This is a genomic window from Paractinoplanes rhizophilus, from assembly GCF_042664765.1.
Lineage (GTDB): Bacteria > Actinomycetota > Actinomycetes > Mycobacteriales > Micromonosporaceae > Actinoplanes > Actinoplanes rhizophilus.
Genome location: NZ_JBHTBJ010000011.1, coordinates 173,492 through 190,252 on the forward strand (window position 1 = coordinate 173,492; position 16,761 = coordinate 190,252).

The 16,761-nt window shown below is 71.9% G+C and carries 20 protein-coding genes; 8 read left to right on the forward strand and 12 right to left on the reverse strand.

The window, feature by feature from the left end:
* Positions 1-748: 748 nt before the first annotated feature.
* Positions 749-982, reverse strand: a complete 234-nt coding sequence (locus ACFQS1_RS17825; protein WP_378969429.1) for a hypothetical protein — start codon at positions 980-982, stop codon at positions 749-751.
* Positions 983-1,337: 355 nt separating this feature from the next.
* Between ACFQS1_RS17825 and ACFQS1_RS17830 the strand changes: the two genes are divergently transcribed.
* The 5 genes from ACFQS1_RS17830 (at position 1,338) to ACFQS1_RS17850 (ending at position 3,833) form a co-directional block, all read left to right on the forward strand.
* Positions 1,338-1,745, forward strand: coding sequence for a YbaB/EbfC family nucleoid-associated protein (locus tag ACFQS1_RS17830; RefSeq protein WP_378969431.1), 408 nt, complete (start codon positions 1,338-1,340; stop codon positions 1,743-1,745).
* Positions 1,742-2,065 (forward strand): type VII secretion target, encoded by a 324-nt coding sequence (locus tag ACFQS1_RS17835; protein ID WP_378969433.1) that lies wholly within the window; start codon positions 1,742-1,744, stop codon positions 2,063-2,065. Before ACFQS1_RS17830 ends, ACFQS1_RS17835 begins: the two co-directional genes overlap by 4 nt.
* A complete protein-coding gene (locus ACFQS1_RS17840; RefSeq protein WP_378969435.1) occupies positions 2,062-2,943 on the forward strand; it encodes a WXG100 family type VII secretion target in 882 nt (293 codons plus the stop codon). The genes ACFQS1_RS17835 and ACFQS1_RS17840 overlap by 4 nt, the downstream gene beginning before the upstream one ends.
* Positions 2,944-2,983: 40 nt before the next feature.
* On the forward strand, positions 2,984-3,583 hold the full coding sequence (locus tag ACFQS1_RS17845) for a hypothetical protein (protein ID WP_378969437.1): 600 nt from the start codon (positions 2,984-2,986) through the stop codon (positions 3,581-3,583).
* A gap of 85 nt (positions 3,584-3,668) precedes the next feature.
* Entirely contained in the window at positions 3,669-3,833 is a 165-nt protein-coding gene (locus tag ACFQS1_RS17850) for a hypothetical protein (RefSeq protein ID WP_378969439.1), read from the forward strand.
* Positions 3,834-4,008: 175 nt separating this feature from the next.
* On the opposite strand, the gene ACFQS1_RS17855 is transcribed toward ACFQS1_RS17850, so the two are convergent.
* Positions 4,009-4,977, reverse strand: a complete 969-nt coding sequence (locus ACFQS1_RS17855) for an MBL fold metallo-hydrolase (protein ID WP_378969441.1) — start codon at positions 4,975-4,977, stop codon at positions 4,009-4,011.
* A 217-nt stretch (positions 4,978-5,194) separates the two neighbouring features.
* Between ACFQS1_RS17855 and ACFQS1_RS17860 the strand changes: the two genes are divergently transcribed.
* Positions 5,195-6,073: a hypothetical protein gene (locus tag ACFQS1_RS17860; protein ID WP_378969443.1), complete on the forward strand. Its 879-nt coding sequence runs from the start codon at positions 5,195-5,197 to the stop codon at positions 6,071-6,073.
* Positions 6,074-6,099: 26 nt separating this feature from the next.
* Here ACFQS1_RS17860 and ACFQS1_RS17865 read toward each other — a convergent pair whose 3' ends face one another.
* The 3 genes from ACFQS1_RS17865 to ACFQS1_RS17875 all read right to left on the reverse strand — a co-directional run bounded on the left by ACFQS1_RS17865 (position 6,100) and on the right by ACFQS1_RS17875 (position 8,835).
* Positions 6,100-7,155 (reverse strand): NAD(P)/FAD-dependent oxidoreductase, encoded by a 1,056-nt coding sequence (locus ACFQS1_RS17865; protein WP_378969446.1) that lies wholly within the window; start codon positions 7,153-7,155, stop codon positions 6,100-6,102.
* Positions 7,156-7,312: 157 nt separating this feature from the next.
* On the reverse strand, positions 7,313-7,825 hold the full coding sequence (locus tag ACFQS1_RS17870; RefSeq protein WP_378969448.1) for a carbohydrate-binding protein: 513 nt from the start codon (positions 7,823-7,825) through the stop codon (positions 7,313-7,315).
* A gap of 170 nt (positions 7,826-7,995) precedes the next feature.
* The gene (locus ACFQS1_RS17875; protein WP_378969450.1) at positions 7,996-8,835 is read right to left on the reverse strand and encodes an NAD-dependent epimerase/dehydratase family protein; all 840 of its coding nucleotides are present in this window, start codon (positions 8,833-8,835) and stop codon (positions 7,996-7,998) included.
* Positions 8,836-8,934: 99 nt separating this feature from the next.
* Here ACFQS1_RS17875 and ACFQS1_RS17880 point away from each other — a divergent pair, with 99 nt between their 5' ends.
* The gene (locus ACFQS1_RS17880) at positions 8,935-9,723 is read left to right on the forward strand and encodes an alpha/beta fold hydrolase (protein ID WP_378969452.1); all 789 of its coding nucleotides are present in this window, start codon (positions 8,935-8,937) and stop codon (positions 9,721-9,723) included.
* A gap of 7 nt (positions 9,724-9,730) precedes the next feature.
* Here ACFQS1_RS17880 and ACFQS1_RS17885 read toward each other — a convergent pair whose 3' ends face one another.
* Positions 9,731-9,946: a putative signal transducing protein gene (locus ACFQS1_RS17885; protein ID WP_378969454.1), complete on the reverse strand. Its 216-nt coding sequence runs from the start codon at positions 9,944-9,946 to the stop codon at positions 9,731-9,733.
* Positions 9,947-10,070: 124 nt separating this feature from the next.
* On the opposite strand from ACFQS1_RS17885, the gene ACFQS1_RS17890 reads away from it, so the two are divergent.
* Positions 10,071-10,820 (forward strand): GNAT family N-acetyltransferase, encoded by a 750-nt coding sequence (locus ACFQS1_RS17890; RefSeq protein ID WP_378969456.1) that lies wholly within the window; start codon positions 10,071-10,073, stop codon positions 10,818-10,820.
* Here ACFQS1_RS17890 and ACFQS1_RS17895 read toward each other — a convergent pair.
* The 6 genes from ACFQS1_RS17895 to ACFQS1_RS17920 all read right to left on the reverse strand — a co-directional run bounded on the left by ACFQS1_RS17895 (position 10,801) and on the right by ACFQS1_RS17920 (position 16,733).
* Positions 10,801-11,562 (reverse strand): ATP-binding cassette domain-containing protein, encoded by a 762-nt coding sequence (locus tag ACFQS1_RS17895; protein ID WP_378969458.1) that lies wholly within the window; start codon positions 11,560-11,562, stop codon positions 10,801-10,803. The two genes, ACFQS1_RS17890 and ACFQS1_RS17895, sit on opposite strands and share 20 nt — an antisense overlap.
* Positions 11,562-12,596, reverse strand: coding sequence for an ABC transporter permease (locus ACFQS1_RS17900; protein ID WP_378969461.1), 1,035 nt, complete (start codon positions 12,594-12,596; stop codon positions 11,562-11,564). The genes ACFQS1_RS17895 and ACFQS1_RS17900 overlap by 1 nt, the downstream gene beginning before the upstream one ends.
* Entirely contained in the window at positions 12,593-13,723 is a 1,131-nt protein-coding gene (locus ACFQS1_RS17905) for a sugar ABC transporter substrate-binding protein (RefSeq protein WP_378969463.1), read from the reverse strand. Before ACFQS1_RS17905 ends, ACFQS1_RS17900 begins: the two co-directional genes overlap by 4 nt.
* Entirely contained in the window at positions 13,716-14,912 is a 1,197-nt protein-coding gene (locus ACFQS1_RS17910) for an aldose epimerase family protein (protein ID WP_378969465.1), read from the reverse strand. Before ACFQS1_RS17910 ends, ACFQS1_RS17905 begins: the two co-directional genes overlap by 8 nt.
* A gap of 323 nt (positions 14,913-15,235) precedes the next feature.
* Entirely contained in the window at positions 15,236-15,922 is a 687-nt protein-coding gene (locus ACFQS1_RS17915) for a DivIVA domain-containing protein (RefSeq protein WP_378969468.1), read from the reverse strand.
* Between the two features lie 91 nt (positions 15,923-16,013).
* Complete coding sequence (locus tag ACFQS1_RS17920) at positions 16,014-16,733, reverse strand: hypothetical protein (protein ID WP_378969470.1); 720 nt, start codon at positions 16,731-16,733, stop codon at positions 16,014-16,016.
* Between the last annotated feature and the right edge of the window lie 28 nt (positions 16,734-16,761).

Sequence of the window (16,761 nt, forward strand, 5' to 3'; positions counted from 1 at the left end):
CGAGTGCCGGACAGCAGCCGACCGCACCGTCCGCGCCTGCTTCCGGGGCGCCGGTTACGTCTGCTTCCACGACCCCGGTAGCACCTGCTTACGCGCTGCTGGCAACTTCTAAGCCCGAGCCCGGGCCCGAGCCCGTGCTTGCGTCCGCGCCTGAGCCCGAGGCCGCGCCCGAGCCCGAGGCCGCGCCTGAGCCCGAGGCCGCGCCTGAGCCCGAGGCCGCGCCCGAGCCCGAGGCCGTGCCCGTGCCCGAGGCCGTGCCCGTGCCCGTGCCCGAGGCCGTGCCCGTGCCCGTGCCCGAGGCCGTGCCCGTGCCCGTGCCCGAGGCCGTGCCCGTGCCCGTGCCCGAGGCCGTGCCCGTGCCCGAGGCCGCGTCCGTGCCCGAGGCCGCGTCCGTGCCCGAGGCCGCGTCCGTGCCCGAGCCCGAGGCCGTGCCCGAGCCCGAGGCCGTGCCCGAGCCCGAGGCCGTGCCCGAGCCCAAGCCCGAGGCCGCGCCTGAGGCCGTGCCCGAGCTCGAGGCTGCCCCCGCGCTCGTGCCGTCCGTGCCCGAGCCGCCCGCACCCGCGCCGCCGCGCCATCCGAATTCCCGCGGTCCGCGTCTGCTCCCGCCCCGTGCCCGCCCGTGTCCGAGCCGGCGGCTGCGTTCCTCCGCGCGGGCCTGGCCGCGAACCGTGGAACGATATTCGATCGCCCGGCACGGCCAACAATTCGAGGCGTTGCCGACACCGGTTCGACTCGGCGGCCAACGCCATCACACGCCCGGGCCGCTCACGGCGAAGCGCGCGCATTCGGCCGGGTCGGCGACCGTATTCCTGACCGCATTTCCCGCGCGCGAAACCCGCCGGGAATTGCCAATGCCGGCGCCGCGGGAGAAGCCCGGCGGCGCTGTGGTCCGGTCCCGCACTACCAGGCCACAGCGCCGCTCCAACTGCGGGTCAGGCTTCAGGGGCACGACGTTAGTCTGCGCCGCATACTTGATCTTCATCTGCCCTGCCGGTCATGGCTGTCCGTCCGTCGGGTACGGGGTGGTCCGACCAGTCAGCTCCCGCGCAAGGCCGCCCAACTCCGGCGAAAGGCCGCGACCCCCGCCAGCAAGTGCGAAAAGTCGCCGGCACGTGCGAAGGCCGGACGGACGACATGCAAGAGGCCGGCGGGCAAGGGCGAGAGGTGGGCGAGCGCGAAAGGCGCCGCGGACCCGGCGATCGCCTCTCCCGGCCTGCTCGATGCCGTCATCCGGAAGATCCGGGCTCAGCGAGCGACCGCACGCCGCAGCTCAGTCGTCGCCACCGCCGGCGGTTCGGGTGGCTCCGCGCATTGATCTCGTCCGCTAAGGTGTTTCGATGCCTGGCGAAATGGGGGAGGGCAGCACGATGGTCGCCGAGTCGACGCAGGAGTGGTTCCGGGGGCTGGTGCGCGAGACGCAGCAGCGGTTCGGGGAGCTCAGCCGGCTGCAGGAGGAGCCCGAGCGGTTCCGCGCGCGGGTCGAGCGGGACGGCGTGATCGTGCACGTGGCGCCCGGCGGCAACCTTGTCGATCTGCGGCTGGAGCCGTCGGCCATGCGGCTGGGCGCCGAGGAGCTGGCGGCGGCGATCCTGCGGGCCCAGCGCGAGGGGCTGGCGGAAGCCAACCGGCTTTATGCGGCCGCCGTGGACGACGCGACCGGGCGGACGGTGGATGTGTCGGCGCTGGTGACGCAGCGGATCGACACGTCGGCGCTGCGCGACCACGCCGAGGAGCTCGACCGGTGAGCGATCACGTGCATGTCCAGGCCGAGCGGGTGCGCCGGAGCCGCGACTTCCAGCGCGAGCAGGCCGCCAAGGTCTCCGAGATCGCCTGCCGGGTGCGGACCACCGCCACCGTCGGCAACGCGTTCGGCAAGGTCGGGGCGATGGCCGGGCTCGAGTCCTCCTATCTGAGCTGGGTCGAGGGCGAGGCCTCGTCGCTGGAGGAGCTCACCCGCATGCTCACCGATCTCTCCGACGGGCTCGCGTTCACCGCCGACGACTACGACGGCGTCGACCAGTCCGCCGCCGAGCGGGTCGGTCGCTCCTACCGGGCCGGGTCATGAGCGGCACCGACATCGCCAGCGGCTACCAGAACGTCCGGGACACCGCCGGCGCGGTGCTGAACCCGATGGGCGAGGCGATCAACAGCGGCCTCGACTGGCTGCTCACCCCGATCGTGTGGCCGCTGCTGCAGATCTTCGAGCAGGCGGTCGGCGACCCCGACCAGCTGGATCACCACGCCGGCACGTGGAAAACCACGGCTCAGTCGCTGCGCGACCTCGCGTCGGCCCAGCGCGCCGACCTCGACTCATTGTCCGGGCAGTGGCAGGGCGCGGCGTTTGACGCGTACGCGGCGCGCATCCAAGCCCTGGTCCAGGGGTTGGAGGAGGCGGCCGACGAGATGGCGCGCACCGCCGACAGCCTCGGCGACAGCGCCATGGATCTGCGCAACGTCGAAGAGATGATCAAGACGATCATCCGTGAGCTGGTCGAATGGCTGGTCATCACGTGGCTGGCGGCGCAGGCGCTCGCGATCGTGACGGCCGGCGCGTCGGAGGCGGCGGCCGCGGCGGCGTCCGCGGCCGAGACCGGCATCGCGGTCAGCCGGGCCACCCGCCTGCTCGCCCAGCTGCACAAGGCGCTGGAGGCCTACAAGGCGTTCATGGAGGCGCTCAAGGCCCTGGGCACGATGGGCAAGATCGCCGCCTGGACGCTCAACAAGATGTACGGCCCCAAGCACTGGATCAAGGTGGGCATCAAGGCGACGACCGGCCTCGACGGCTCGATCGTCGGCGAGGGCCTGGAGTCGCTCGGCGACCTGGTGATGAGCTCGGCCGCCGACGAGTACGACGACCGCAAGGCCGGCACCGACGGCGACGGCTCGCGCTGGCGCCGCACGATCAGCGGCGTCGTCGACCCGATCGCGGACCGCGTGCCATGACCGCGCCAGAACGCCCGTCAGCCGTGCGGAAGGACAGGCCGTGACCGACGCGGTGGCGCAGAAGTATCGGGAACTGCAGGCCCGGGTGGGCGAGCACCTGCACCCCGGCGAGACGTTCCGCGGCGCCATCTGGGTCACCCGCGCCACGTCCCGCCCGTCGGCCGGGCAGGTCGCCCGCCAGGAGCTGGGCCCCAAGCGCCTGCTGGAGTCGATCGCGAGCGAGGCGATTGGCATCGACGAGGCGTCGACCGGCCCCGACGCGTACGGCGATGACCGTCGCGGCGTCCTCGACGGCCGCCCCGGAAGCGTCGCCGCCCAGCTCGACGCCCAGGTCCCACAGCCGACCGCGGCCCGTGCTCTCGCCCTGACCGACCACCGGCTGATCGTCTTCGAGAAGGCGCCGCCGGCGCCCGGCCCCAAGCGCTCGTGGCTCGCGAAGGCCGGCGATCTGATCCGCAACCAGCCGTCCGGCGAGCCGCTGCCGCCATTGGTCCACCGGTGGGAGGTGCCCCGCCGCGCGGTCGTCTCGGCGACGGTCGGCGGCGGACGTGTCCACCTCGCCTTCGGCGACGGCTCGCGCCTGAGCCTGGTCACCCCCGAGGTCCTCGCGCACCGGTTCGTGTCCGCTCTGGATCATTGACATCCGTCGACCTCTGCTGCCAGAGTCGGCCCCACGCCCGACCGCGACCGTGGGGAGAACCCGCACCCGAAACAAGGAGAAGAGCATGGCGAACGCCACCACCCCGAACTCGGCCGAGCGCGCTCCCGAGGCCGGACCCCGCCCGAAGCCGGTCAACTCGTGCTTCCACCCGGACGACGACCTCGCGGCCGGCCTGGCGCTGCCGCTGACCGCCGCCGAGGAGCGCGAACTGGTCGGCCTGGACCGCTGATCAGACCCGGCGGGGACCGAAAACGATCGGTCTCCGCCGAGGGCTCCCCGAGCCGGGCAGGCCTCAGCGCCGGAGGCGACGACCTGATCGGCCTGAGGGCTGGGCACGGCGATCGGGCCGGCCTGAGGGCGCGGTGCGGCGATCAGACCGGCCTCAGGGCAGCGCGGCGAGCGGGCTAAAGCTCGAACCGGCTGCCCACCGCGTTCGGGCGGAAGGCGCCGGGCAGGGCGGCGGCCAGCGCCTGCTGCGCCTGCCACGACGTGCAGTGGGCCGGCACCAGCACCCGCGGCGCCTCCTCGACCAGGGCGGCGACCGTCTCGGCGACCACCGGGCCGTCGCGCAGGTGGAATCCGCCCAGCAGGGCGTAGAGCCGGGAGACGCCGGTGAGGCGCTTCGCGTACCGGATGATGTTGATTATTCCGGAGTGGCCGCAGCCGGTGAGGATCACCAGGCCGCGGTCGCGGACGTGCAGCACCACCGCCTGGTCGTCGTGCACGGCCCGGTCGGGCGCCCACTCGCCGTCGCGGAAGGCCTGATGCCCGGCGGGCATGCCGGTCTCGAACGGGGTCGTGCGGTCGACCTCGCCGGTGACCAGGACGGCGTCGTCGAGCAGGAACGACGGTTGCCGCTCCTCGGCGATGGTGAAGCCGGCGCCCTCGATCGCCGAGCGGCTCGGCGTCGGCATCTCCAGCGTGCGGTCGGGCGAGACGATGCGCCGGCGCAGCCAGAAGTCGGGATGCAGGAGCACCGGCACGTGGGTGGGGCCGAGCCGGGCGGCCAGGCCGTTGAGTCCCATGGTGTGGTCGAAGTGGCCGTGGCTGAAGACGATCGCCTCGAAGCTGTCCGGCCGGATGGCCAGGCGGTCGAGGTTGCCGACCAGGCCGTCGCGGGTGATGCCGGTGTCGAAGAGGAGGCGGCGGCCGCCTGCCTCCAGCATGGCCGAGAACCCGTGCTCGGCGCGGAGGAAGTCGTAGCTCTGCTTCTCCTCCGCTAGCTCGGCCGGGATGACCGCCAGAGGGCTCGCCGTGCCGTTGAGTCCCCACCGGCGGACGAGACCCTCGTCGGGCAGGAGCGCGTCCGACGAGTTGTCCATCAGGGTCGTGATGTGCACGCCGTCGACCGGCGCAAGGCTGATCTGCTGCACCTCCCGGAGCCTACGCGTCTCGGTGGCCAGGACGCCCGGGCGAATTGATACAGACAAGTGTCGATCCGATGGCATGCTTGATCCGTATCTCCCCGTGAACGGACCGGAGGTGCCCATGCTCGACCGACTTTTCTCGCGCAGCGGACCGGAGGTGCCGCCGGACCTCATGGTTCCCCCGGCGGCCGAGGAGCCCGCCGCGACGGGAAGATTTCCGGCGATGGAAGCGACGGAAAAGCCGGCCGGGCATGAGCCCCCGGTCATCGACGAGCCCACGCAGAAGCTCAAGGTGCTGCCCACCGTCCCGCAGCGGGTGGCCGCCCGGGCGGTCATCGTCTACGAGCAGGCGCCGCGCCGGCCGTGGCGGCTCTGGGTCTTCACCGCCGTGCTCGTCGCGCTGACCATCGGGGTCGTGCTCGGGCAGGCGGAGGCGTTCCAGCCCAGCTCCCGTCGCCCGAGCGCGCAGGCCGCGGTGGTGCCGCCGATCGTGGCGGGCACGGTCCCGGCGCCGGCGCAGCCGCTCACCGCGCCGCTGGGAAAGGCGAAGGCGCTGGTCTTCGAGGTGACCGGGACGGCGACCGTGGTGCACGTCGCGAGCGCGGACCTGGGCGATCAGCTCTACAGCGTCATCGGGATCGGCGGGGGAGCGGCGCCGCGCGTCGTCGACTCGCCGCGCGGGCCGCGGCTCGAGCTGGCGCAGACCGGCGTGGAGGTCCGGCTCACCAGCAAGGTGGCCTGGACCGTACGCCTCCTCGCGCCCGCCACCGACCAGGACATCGACATGCGCGCGGGCGGCCTCGCCGGGATCGAGCTGGGCGGCGTCACCGCCCGGGCCGCGCTGACCCTGCCGAAGCCGAAGGGCACCGTCAAGGTGACCGCGACCAAGGCGGTGAGCGAGCTGCGCGTGGTGACGGTGGGCGCGGTCCCGGTGCGGCTGCGGCTCACCGCGGGCGCGGACGTCGCGGTGGTCGACGGCAAGACCCAACGCAAGGTCAAACCCCGCACGACCCTCACGCCGGGTGGGTGGAGATCTGCCAAGATTCGGTACGACGTGACGACCGCCGCCCGGGTCGGCTCGATCTCGACCGCGCGCATCTGACCGGCCGGCTCCGCCTCGGGTGTCGGTCAGGTGCGGAACCGCGCCACCGAGAGGTCGGCCGGCACGGGTTCGCCCGCGCCGGTCACCGCGCCGGCCGCCAGCCGGGCCAGGGCGGGCGCGATCTGAATGCCGTAGCCGCCCTGGCCCGCCACCCAGAACAGCCCGGGCGCGGCCGGGTCGGCGCCGGTCACCGGCTGGCGGTCGGGGGCGAAGGTGCGCAGGCCGGCCCAGGCCGTCCGTACCGAGCGCAGCCCCAGCGTGGTCGCCTCGTTGACCCGCTCGATGGCGCGGGCCACGTCCTCGTCGAGCGGCCGGGCGTCGCAGGGCTCGCTCGGCGTCTCGTCGGCCGGGGAGACCAGGACGCCGGCGCCCTCGGGCCGGAAGTAGAACGTCTCGCCGACGTCCCCGATGAGCGGCCACGAGCGGTCGACGTCGTCGGCGCGGGCCACGGCGGCGGTGCGGCGCATCGGTTGCAGCCCGATCGGCGGCGCCCCGAGCGCGGTCGCGACCCGGTCGGCCCAGGCGCCGGCCGCGTTGACCACTTTCCCGGCCGCGATCTGGCCGGCCGCGGTGTCCAGGAGCCATCGCCCGCCGTCGTGCCGGCCCTGGCCCACCGCGGCGCGGAGAAGCACCTGGACGCCGCGCCGGCGGCCGCCGCCCAGGTACCGCTGGTGCAGGCCGAGCACGTCGATCTCGAACGCGTCCGGCTCGAGCAGCGCGGCGGCGCACCAGCCCGGCCGGATCGCGGGGCAGTGCTCGGCCGGATCCGAGGCGATCAGGGTGGGCTGCGCCTTCGCCATCGCGTCGAGCCGGTCGAGCTGGCCGGGCGGGGCCACCCACAGCATCGGGCGCGGGGTGAGCAGCCCGTCGAAGTCCGGACGCGAGTCGGTGGTCAGCCGGCGGACCCGCGGGCTGCCGTAGCTCTCCAGGAACATGGCCGCCGAGCGGCCGGTGGTGTGATAGGCGGGCTGGTTCTCCTGCTCGAGCAGCACGACCGTGGCGCCGGCCGCCGCCAGCTCGTGGGCCACCGAGACGCCGGCCATCCCGGCGCCGATGACGGCTACGTCAGCTTCGATCTCCATGGCTCATTGAACCGCGCCGCCGGGCCGGGGCGAGCCCAACCTCGCCGCCGGGCCAGGGCGAGCCCAGCCGCGCCGCCGGGCCGGGGCGAGCCGGCCCGGCGGCTCCACCCGGTCGGGGACGGAAGGGCCGGTCGGGACGGAGCGAAGGCCGCGCCGGTCAGGGGATGGGCGGGAAGGTCTGCTTGATCAGCTGGAAGCTGTCGAAGCGATAGAACTCGCAGTGGCCTCCCGGGCGGGCCTGCAGGTAGAGCGTGTGCACGCCGGTCGGGTTGGTGGCCGGGCCCAGGCGCAGGCTCGACTGGTACCACTGGGCGCAGTCGCCGCCGGCCGGGGTGAACGTGAGGAACGGCGTGGCGGCCGGGCTGTCGAGCCGCAGGTCGATGGTGCCGGCCCCGGTCGCGCAGGAGCGCCAGGTGGCGAATCCGCTGGCGGTGCCGGGCGCGCCGAAGTCGACGCCGTCCAGGCGCAGCCAGTCGCCGCCGGAGAACGCCACGGCGCTGCCCCCGGAGGCGGCGTCGTCGGCGAGCACGCGGACGCCGTGGCCGGCATCGAAGCTCTCGGCCTCGATCAGCGATCCGAACGGGCGGGTGGTGGCGGCCGCGGCCGGGGTGGCGGCCAGCAGCGTGAGCAGGGCGGCGCCGACGACGGTGAACAGGGATTTGACGGTCATGACCCTCCTTCGGGGTGGGCGGTCCTCAGGCGACGGTGCAGGCGGTTCCGCTGAGGGTGAAGGCGGCGACGGTGACTGCGGCGATCGACGCTCATCGTTGCATGGGAGCGCTCCCAAGACAACGTTCACAGCCCCGCGGCGCGAATCGCGAACGAAGGGTTTGCCCCGCCTCAGACGTGCCGGCGCCAGCTGTGCTGCGGCTCGTACCCGAGAAGCCTTCTGGCCTTGTCGATCGACAGCATGGTTTCGTGCTCGCCCAGCTCCTTGCGCACCTCGACGCCCGGGAAGACCTCGGCCGCCAGGCTCGCGGAGGAGCGGCTCATCACGGTGTCGGCGTTGGCGATGATGAAGATCTCGACCCCGGTCGCCTGGTAGTCGAGGGCCTTGCGCACCGCCTGCGCGCCGTCGCGGGCGTCGATGTAGCCCCACAGGTTCCACCTGCGCAGCCGCGGGTCGGCGTCGAACGACGGGAACTCGGCGTAGTCCTCGACGTCCATGACATTGGAGAACCGCAGGCCGATCATCTTGAGCGAAGGGTTCCAGCGGCAGAACTGCGCCGCCATCGTCTCCTCCAGGTGCTTGGCGAGCGAGTAGCGCGACTCGGGGCGGGCCGGATATTCCTCGTCGACCGGGATGTACGGCGGCGGGGTGTCGAACGGCAGGCCGAGCACGGTTTCGCTGGACGCCCACACCACGTTCGTGATGCCGACGGCCTTCGCGGCGGCGAAAACGTTGTACGTCGCGATGATGTTGTTCTGGAAAGTTGCCGCGTTGCCGGTGATGCCGGGTGCGGGAATTGCCGCCAGGTGCACCACCGCGTCGATCCGGTCGTACCGGTCGTCGATCCCGCTGAGCGCCTCGAACGCCTGGCCGTAGTCGGTGAGGTCGATCCGGATGTCCGGGCGTTGCGCCGCCGCATCCAGGTTGATCACCTCGTCGCCCGTCTCCCGGAGATGGGCGACCACGGCCCGGCCGAGCTTGCCGGTGCCGCCGGTGACCGCGATCCGCATGGCGCCTCCCCAAAAAATAACGATCTCCGGACGAGCCTAGCGATGAGTTTCCGGCCCCGGCGCGGTCTGTACCGGCAAGTTTCGAGCAAGGAGCGAAAGATGAGCTACGCCGACGTCAACGGCATCAACCTCTACTACGAGACCTACGGCGAGGGCCGCCCGCTGGTGCTTCTGCACGGCGGCCTCGGCTCGGGCGAGATGTTCACCCCGATCCTGCCCGCGTTCGCCCAGAACCGGCAGGTCATCGTGCCCGACCTGCAGGGTCACGGCCGCACCGCCGACGTGGACCGGCCCCTCGACGTACGCGTCATGGGCGACGACATCGCGGCGCTCATCGACCACCTGGGTCTCGACCGGCCGGATGTGGTGGGTTATTCGCTCGGCGGCGGGGTCGCCATGCAGGTGGCCTTCCACCACCCCGAGAAGATCGGGCGCCTGGTCGCCGCGTCGGCCGGCATCCGGCGCGACGCGACCTACCCGGAGATCCTCGAGCAGCAGGGCCAGGTGAGCGCGGCCGCGGCCGAGTTCATGACGGAAACCCCGATGTACGAGCTGTACCAGCGGGTGGCGCCGCGCCCGGAGGACTTCCCGCGCCTGCTCGACAAGATCGGCGCGGCCATGGCGAAGGACTTCGACTTCACCGAGCAGGTCCGCGCGCTCGCGGTCCCCACGATGATCGTCGCGGGCGACGCGGACATGTTCCCGCCGAGCCACTTCGCCGAGGTCTTCAAGCTGCTCGACGGCGGCCTGCGCGACGGCGGCTGGCAGGGCGAGGGCCGGTCGGCGGGCGGGCACGCGCTGGCCATCCTGCCCGGCGTGACCCACTACAACCTGTTCGTGTCGCCGCTCTTCCCGGCGGTCGTGCACGAGTTCCTCAAGGAGAAATGATCCGTCGTCAGGACGGCGGGCCGGCCAGGATCTGCCGGGCCCGCGCCGCGTCGTCCGGCGCGACCAGCACCTGCACGCCCTCCAGCTGGAGGGAGCCGAGCGCACCGCCGGCGTCGTCGGCGGTGACTCGGGCGTCTATGCCCTCGCTCTGCAGCAGGCCGGTCACGATGTCGGCCTCGGCTCGGCTGGACACGCTGGCCACGGGCACCGTCTGGTTGGTCACGAGCTCCGACCCTACTGGCCGCGCGGGAATTGCGACACCCGCAAGCAGCGGGGCGGCCCCGATCGCGCCCGCCCGGAGTAACGTCCATTCGCGACCGTCGACGTTCCGACCGGGGGTATCCGTCATGACCACCCGTGACCAGGCCCGCCGGGCCGCCACCGAGCTGTCCGCGCTGCTCGCCGCCGAGCGCGGCGCCGGGCTGGCCTGGCAGCAGCGCATGTGGCAGATAACCGCCTGCCTCTGCGCCGACGCCAGCGACGACGAGGCCCTGCGCACGGCCCGCGCCCGCTTCGAGGCCGTGTATCCGGGGCTCCGCGACTTCCGCCTCTCGCCGCGCGCCGACCCGTCCGCCCACGAGCGGCTGGCCACCCTGACCGCCCGCCTGCACGACCTGCTGCACATGCCGCCCATCACGCTGCGCCGCGCCCGCGCCGCCGACGCCGCGCGGGTCGCCGAGATCTGGCACACCGGCTGGCGCGACGGCCACCTGGGCAACGTCCCCGACGAGCTGGTCGCGGCCCGCACCCCGGAGTCGTTCCGGGAGAGGGCGGCCGCACGCGTCCCGGACACCACGGTGGCCGAGGTCGGCGGCGTCGTGGCCGGCTTCGTGATGGTGGTGGCCGACGAGGTCGAGCAGGTCTACCTGGACGCCGCCTTCCGCGGCGGCGGCGTGGCCGGCGTGCTGCTGACCGAGGCCGAGCGCCTGGTCGCGGCGCACGGTCACGGGGCCGCGTGGCTGGCGGTCGCGCCGGGCAACGCCCGGGCGCGGCGCTTCTACGAGCGGTCCGGCTGGAAGGACGACGGCGATTTCGCGTACGTGGCCACCGGCATCACGGTGCCGTGCCGGCGCTACGTCAAGCAGCTGGACCGCTAGTTCCCCGGCGGCGGGCGCGATACTCCGCGACCACCAGCTCGGTCAGCTCGTCCAGGGTCACCTCGGCGGTGGGCTTGTCGAAGGTGATAGCGCCGTGCTGGAGCAGGTTCACCCGGTCGCAGACGTCCAGCACCTGGGCGTAGTTGTGGGCGATGATGATGACCGACACGTCGCCGCGGGCCTTGAGCTCGCGGATCAGGTCGAGGATCAGGGCGCCCTCCTTCGCGCCCATCGCGGCCAGCGGCTCGTCGAGCAGCAGGATCTTCGCGTCCGAGTAGACGGCCCGGGCCACCGCGACGGCCTGGCGCTGGCCGCCGGAGAGCTTGGCGACCTCGGCGCTCACGTTGGGGATGTTGACGCCCATGTCCTCCAGGTGGGCGCGGGCCAGCCGCCGCATCGCGCGGTTGTTGAGCAGCGGGCCGATGCGCAGCTCCCGGTTGAGGAACATGTTGTGGTACACCGAGAGCTCGTTGATCAGCGCCAGTCCCTGGTAGACGGTGTCGATGCCGAGCGCGCGGGCGTGATCGACGCTGCGCAGCTCGACCTCCTTGCCGTTGACCACGAGGCGGCCGGCGTCGGGCCGGTGGTACCCGCAGATGATCTTGATGAGGGTGGACTTGCCGGCGCCGTTGTCGCCGATCAGGCCGAGCACCTCGCCCTGTTCGAGCCGCAGGCTGACGTCGCGCAGCGCGGTCAGTGCCCCGAAGCGCTTGGCGAGATGCTCGGCGACCAGAACGGACATCAGGTGCCTCCCGTCCGCCGCAGCCGCGACAGGTACTGGTTCGCGATCATCGACAGCAGGATCGCCGAGCCGAGGATGATGTTGAACGGGTTCGCGCTGATCCCGATCAGGTTGAAGCCGTTCTGCAGCTCGGCCAGGATCAGCGCGCCGAGCAGCGCCCCGATCACCGTGCCGGAGCCGCCGGCCAGCGCGGTGCCGCCGATGACCGCGGCCGAGATCGCGGTGAACGTCAGCGCGGTGCCGCCGCCGATGTTCGGGTCGATGCTGTTGATCCGGAACGCCTCGAGGATGCCGGCCAGGGCGCCGAGCATGGAGGCCATCATGAAGTTCCCGATCTTGATGCGGTTCACCCGGATGCCGGCCTCGGTCGCGCCGATCAGGTTGCCGCCGACCGAGATGGTGTGCAGACCCCAGCGGGTACGGGTGAGCACCACGTGATACACCGCGACCACGCCGAGGCACCAGATCAGCGACGACCAGTCCCCGGCCCCGAAGATGGTCTGGATCTTGCCCTGCGCCTCCTCGGGGATCTGCGCGGGGTAGGCGTGCGAGGTGGTCAGCAGGATGCCGAGCAGCAGGTAGTACGAGCCGAGCGTGGCCACCAGCGACGGCACCTTGAGCTTGGTGACGATGAAGCCGTTGCAGAACCCGATGAACGCCGAGATGGCGAACGCGATCAGGAACGCCGGGATCACCGGGATGCCGTACAGGTCGACGGCGTAGTGCACCAGGAACGGCGCCAGCGCCGCCACCACGCCCACCGACAGGTCGATCTCGCCGGAGACGAGCAGCAGCACGACGCCCACCGCGACGATCGCGGCCGGCGCGGTGGCCTGGGCGATGTTGCGCAGGTTGTCGTGGGTGAGGAAGACGTCGTTGGCGGCCCGGAAGTAGATCGCCATGGCGATGGCGACGATCAGGACGCTGGCCTCGCGCCAGCGCACGAGCACGGTGCCGCCGCGGCGCAGCAGCGTCAGGAGACGCCGGTCCTGCTGGGCCGGCGTCTCCTGCTGCCTCGGTAGGGTCCCGGTCATGCGTGTGCGATGGGTCCGGACCGCTCCACGAGCTTGACGTCCGTGGACGAGCCCTCGAAGCGGGTTTGGGTGTTCTGGTACTGGGCGACGTTGTCCTTGGTGACGAACAGCAGCCCGGTGTTGGTCTGCGGCGGCGAGATGAGGCCTCCGGAGACCTTGAACAGGTAGAGGTACAGCACCGGCAGGAAGCCCTGCAGGTACGGCTGCTGGTCGATGGTGTAGTCGAGGTCGCCGGACTTGATCGAGGCCAGCGTCTCCGGGATCAGGTCGAAGCCCCCGGCGACCTTGAGCCCCTTGGTGCGCATGTTGTACTTCTTCACCGTCTGGCCGACGGCCTGGGTCGAGCCGGCGTCCACCGCGAGCATGCCGGCCAGGTTCGGGTGACCCTGGGCGTACGCGTCGATGATGGACAGTCCCTTGGTGACGTCGGCGTTGGTCGCGACCGCCGTGAACTTCACCGCGCCGCCGGCGTCGGTGAACGCCTGCTGCGCGCCGTCGATCCGCGGCTGGATGTTCAGCTGCCCCGGCGTGGCGATGAAGCCGACCACCTCGCCGGACTGCACCTGGGTCAGCGCCCGCTGCCCCAGCGCGTAGCCGGAGTCGAACAGGCCCTGGCCGACGTACGTGAGCCGGTTGGTGCCCGGGTCGTCGCGCGCGCCGTCGGCGTTGTACGACACCACCGGGATCCCGGCGTCGAGCGCCTGGTCCACCGGCCCCTTGAACGCCGACTTGTCGACGACCGCGATCGCCAGCCCGTCGGCCTTGCCGCTGATCGCCGTGTTGGTGGCGTTGACCATCTCGGCCACCACCGAGTTCTGCGAGCCGGTCCACTGGTACGAGCAGCCGAGCAGCTTGCACGCGTCCTCGGCGCCGTACTGGGTGGGGGTGAAGAACGGGTTGGTGGTGACGTGGTTGACGAAGACGAACTTCCAGTTCGGCGTCTTCGGGAAGTTACCGATGGCGTCCGAGCTGGACTTGGTGTCGTCCTGGCTGCACGCGGAGAGTAGCCCCGTTGCCGCGAGCGACGCGCTGGCCAGGCCGGTGCCGGCGAGCAGCCGGCGGCGGGTCACCCCGCGTGGATCGAGTCTCTCGGCCGCTTCCTCGACGACCCTGGGCACGTCAGCCATGTCGCGCCACGCCCAACTGATAGATGGTGGTGGTCCGGTACGTCTGCCCGGGCCGCAGGACCGTCGACGGGAAGTTCGCGTGGTTGGGCGAGTCCGGGAAGTGCTGGGTCTCCAGCGCGAACCCGTCGCCCTGCCGGTACATCCGGCCGCTCGTGCCGACCAGCGTGCCGTCCAGGAAGTTGCCGCCGTAGAACTGGATGCCCGGCTCGGTCGTGTAGATCGTCAGCTGCCGGCCGCTCGCCGGGTCGGTGGCCCGGGCCGCGAGCTCGAGCTTGCGGAACGTCGGGTCCTTGCGGTCGAGCACCCAGTTGTGGTCGTAGCCGCGGCCGATCACGAGTTGCGGGAAGCCCTCGCGGTTGCGGGCGCCGATCGCCGTGGCCTTGCGGAAGTCCATCGGGGTGCCGGCCACCCGGTCGATCGCTCCGGTCGGGATCAACGTCGGGTCGACCGGGGTGTAGTGGCTCGCGTTGAGCTGGAGTTTGGTGGTGTCGATGGTGCCGGTGCCCTCGCCGGCCAGGTTCCAGTAGGCGTGGTTGGTGAGGTTGACGACCGTCGGCTTGTTCGTGGTGGCCAGGTAGTCCATCCGGATGCCGTGGTCGCGGGTCAGCGTGTAGGTGACCGTGGCCCGCAGCTCGCCCGGGTAGCCCTGGTCGCCGTCGGCGCTGGTCAGCTGGAGCTTGAGCGCCACGCTGTGGTGGCCGCGGATCGGGGTGGCGGTCCAGACCCGCTTGTCGAAGCCGACCGTGCCGCCGTGCAGGCTGTTCGGGTCGTTGTTGATCGGCAGGTGGTAGGTGACGCCGTCCAGGGTGAACATGCCCTTGGCGATCCGGTTGCCGTACCGGCCGATCAGCGCTCCGAAGTAGGGGCTGCTGGTCTCGTAGTCGGCGAGGTTGTCGAAGCCGAGCGCCACGTTCGTGGTACGGCCGCGCCGATCCGGCATCTCGATCGACTGGAGAATGCCGCCGTACGTCAGGATCTTGACTCGGATGCCGTTGTTGGTGAGCGTGTAGAGGTCGACGTTCTCGCCGCCGGCCGTCGTGCCCCACGCGCGTTTCGTGATGGTCGCGGATCCGCCGGCGTACGAGGTGGACGCGGACACCACGCCCACGCCACCGATCATCAGCAGCACCGCGCCGAGCCGGACGGCGGTCCGGCCCAGCGAAATCCGACCCAGAGATATCTTGTGCATCGTGCCTCGCCTCTCTCAGCGGCGCCACGCCCTTCGCGTGGCAGGGCAGCGTGCAATGAGGGCGACCACGGGGAGGGGGAGTCAGCACCCCGAGGCGGGGAGAGGAGCGTTTCGCCCGGGCCGACGGGATAACGGGCCGGTGACAGGGGCGAAACCAAGAGCGCGGACTCGACGCTACAATTCGCTCTCCGGCAATGTCAACAGCGGTATTTGTCGATCTTTTGAATTGCGGTTTTGGTGCCTTTCCGCTTTTAAAGAATCGATACTTTCGTACGACGAAGGCCGCCCCCCTTCCGGTGGGCGGCCTTCGTTTGCACGGGGTCCTAGGCTTGCGCGTCGGGTGCGCTGTTGAGCTCCTGCAGCTGCTGGTTGACGTGGTTGCTCAGGGCCTGGTGGTAGCTCTGCGCGAGCTGGCCCAGCCGCTCGATCTCGTCGAGCAGCGCGGCCCGCTTGGCGCCGATCTGGCTCATCGCCTCGGTGTGGTTGCGCCGGGCGTCGCTCTCGATGGTCGCGGCCTTGAGCTGGGCCTCGCTGGTGATCTGCTCGGCCTTCGACTGGGCGCTGGTGATCAGCGACTCGGTCTCCCGCTGGGCGTCGCGCATGTGCTCGTCGGCGGTGCGCTGCGCCATCATCAGCACCCGCGCGTTCCGGTCGTCGTCGCCCACCTGGGCGAATCCGCCGGACGGCGTGGCCGCGCGGGCCCGCTCGAGCTGGGCCTGCATGCTGCGCGCGTTCTGCTCGGCGCGGGCGCGGGCCTCCTCGAGGCGCTCGAGCTGGGCCGACAGCTCGGCCAGCTCCGAGCTCATCACCATGGTCGACGCCGCGCTCGGGGGCGGGCCGCCGGGACGCTGCATCTGGTCCCGCAGAGCGCCGTTCTCCTCGAGCAGGCGGATGAGCTCCTGCTCGACCTCGTCGAGGAAGGCGTCGACCTCTTCCTCGTCGTATCCACGCTTGCCGATCGGCGGCTTCTTGAAGGCAACGTTGTGGATGTCAGCTGGAGTGAGCGGCATCGTGCTCCTCGGGTTTCGTTCGTCACGGTGGTGCAGCGCAACATCGTACGCACCGCACCTGTGAGTCCGCCCGTCGGCGTGATCGATAGCGCTACTTTGTGGCGTTTTGGAGCAGTTGGATGATCTTCAGGGTGACCTCGGGCTTGTCGGCCTGGCCGCACGCGGTGTAGTGGACCAGCATCTTCCCGGCCGTGAGCACGTACACGAACGCGTCGCTGCACCGGCCCAGCCCGGTGGCCCGCTTGCCCTCGCCCGCCAGCCGCGGGTCGGCGAGCAGCTTGGCCAACTGGGCCCGCTCGTCGCCGGTGAGCCTGCCGGTGGAGGTGGTGTTGCCGTCGACGGCGCGCCGCCAGGAGCCGTCCGGCGCGACCTCGATGCTCTGGTCGATCCCGGCGATGCCGCCCTGCTTGACCAGCTTGACGCCGGTGAGCGCGGCGGTGGGCCGCGGGCCGCCGCCGGGGGAGCCGGTGCCGCCGGTCGAGCCGATGCTGGTCGGGCCGATGCTGGGCACGGAGGTCGCGGCCGTGGGCGGGGTGGCCGGCGAGGGCTCGGCGCCGGCCGACACCGGCGGGGCGGCGGTCGGCTCGGGCGCGGCGGGGCCGTCGCTGCCGCACGCCGCGGCGGTGAGCAGGAGCAGGGCGGCAGCGCCCCAGAGCGCTACTTGGCGGCGCGGATCCAGGCGGCGCGGATCTAGGCGGCGCGGACCGTGGTGGCGCGGATCGTGGCGGCGTCCAGCATCGCGGCGCGCATCCTGGCGGCGCGCGATGGGGCGGCCCGCGTCATTGCGAAGCCGCGCAACATCGAGAAGCATCGTCACTCCCGGTCGATGGGGGCCGAAC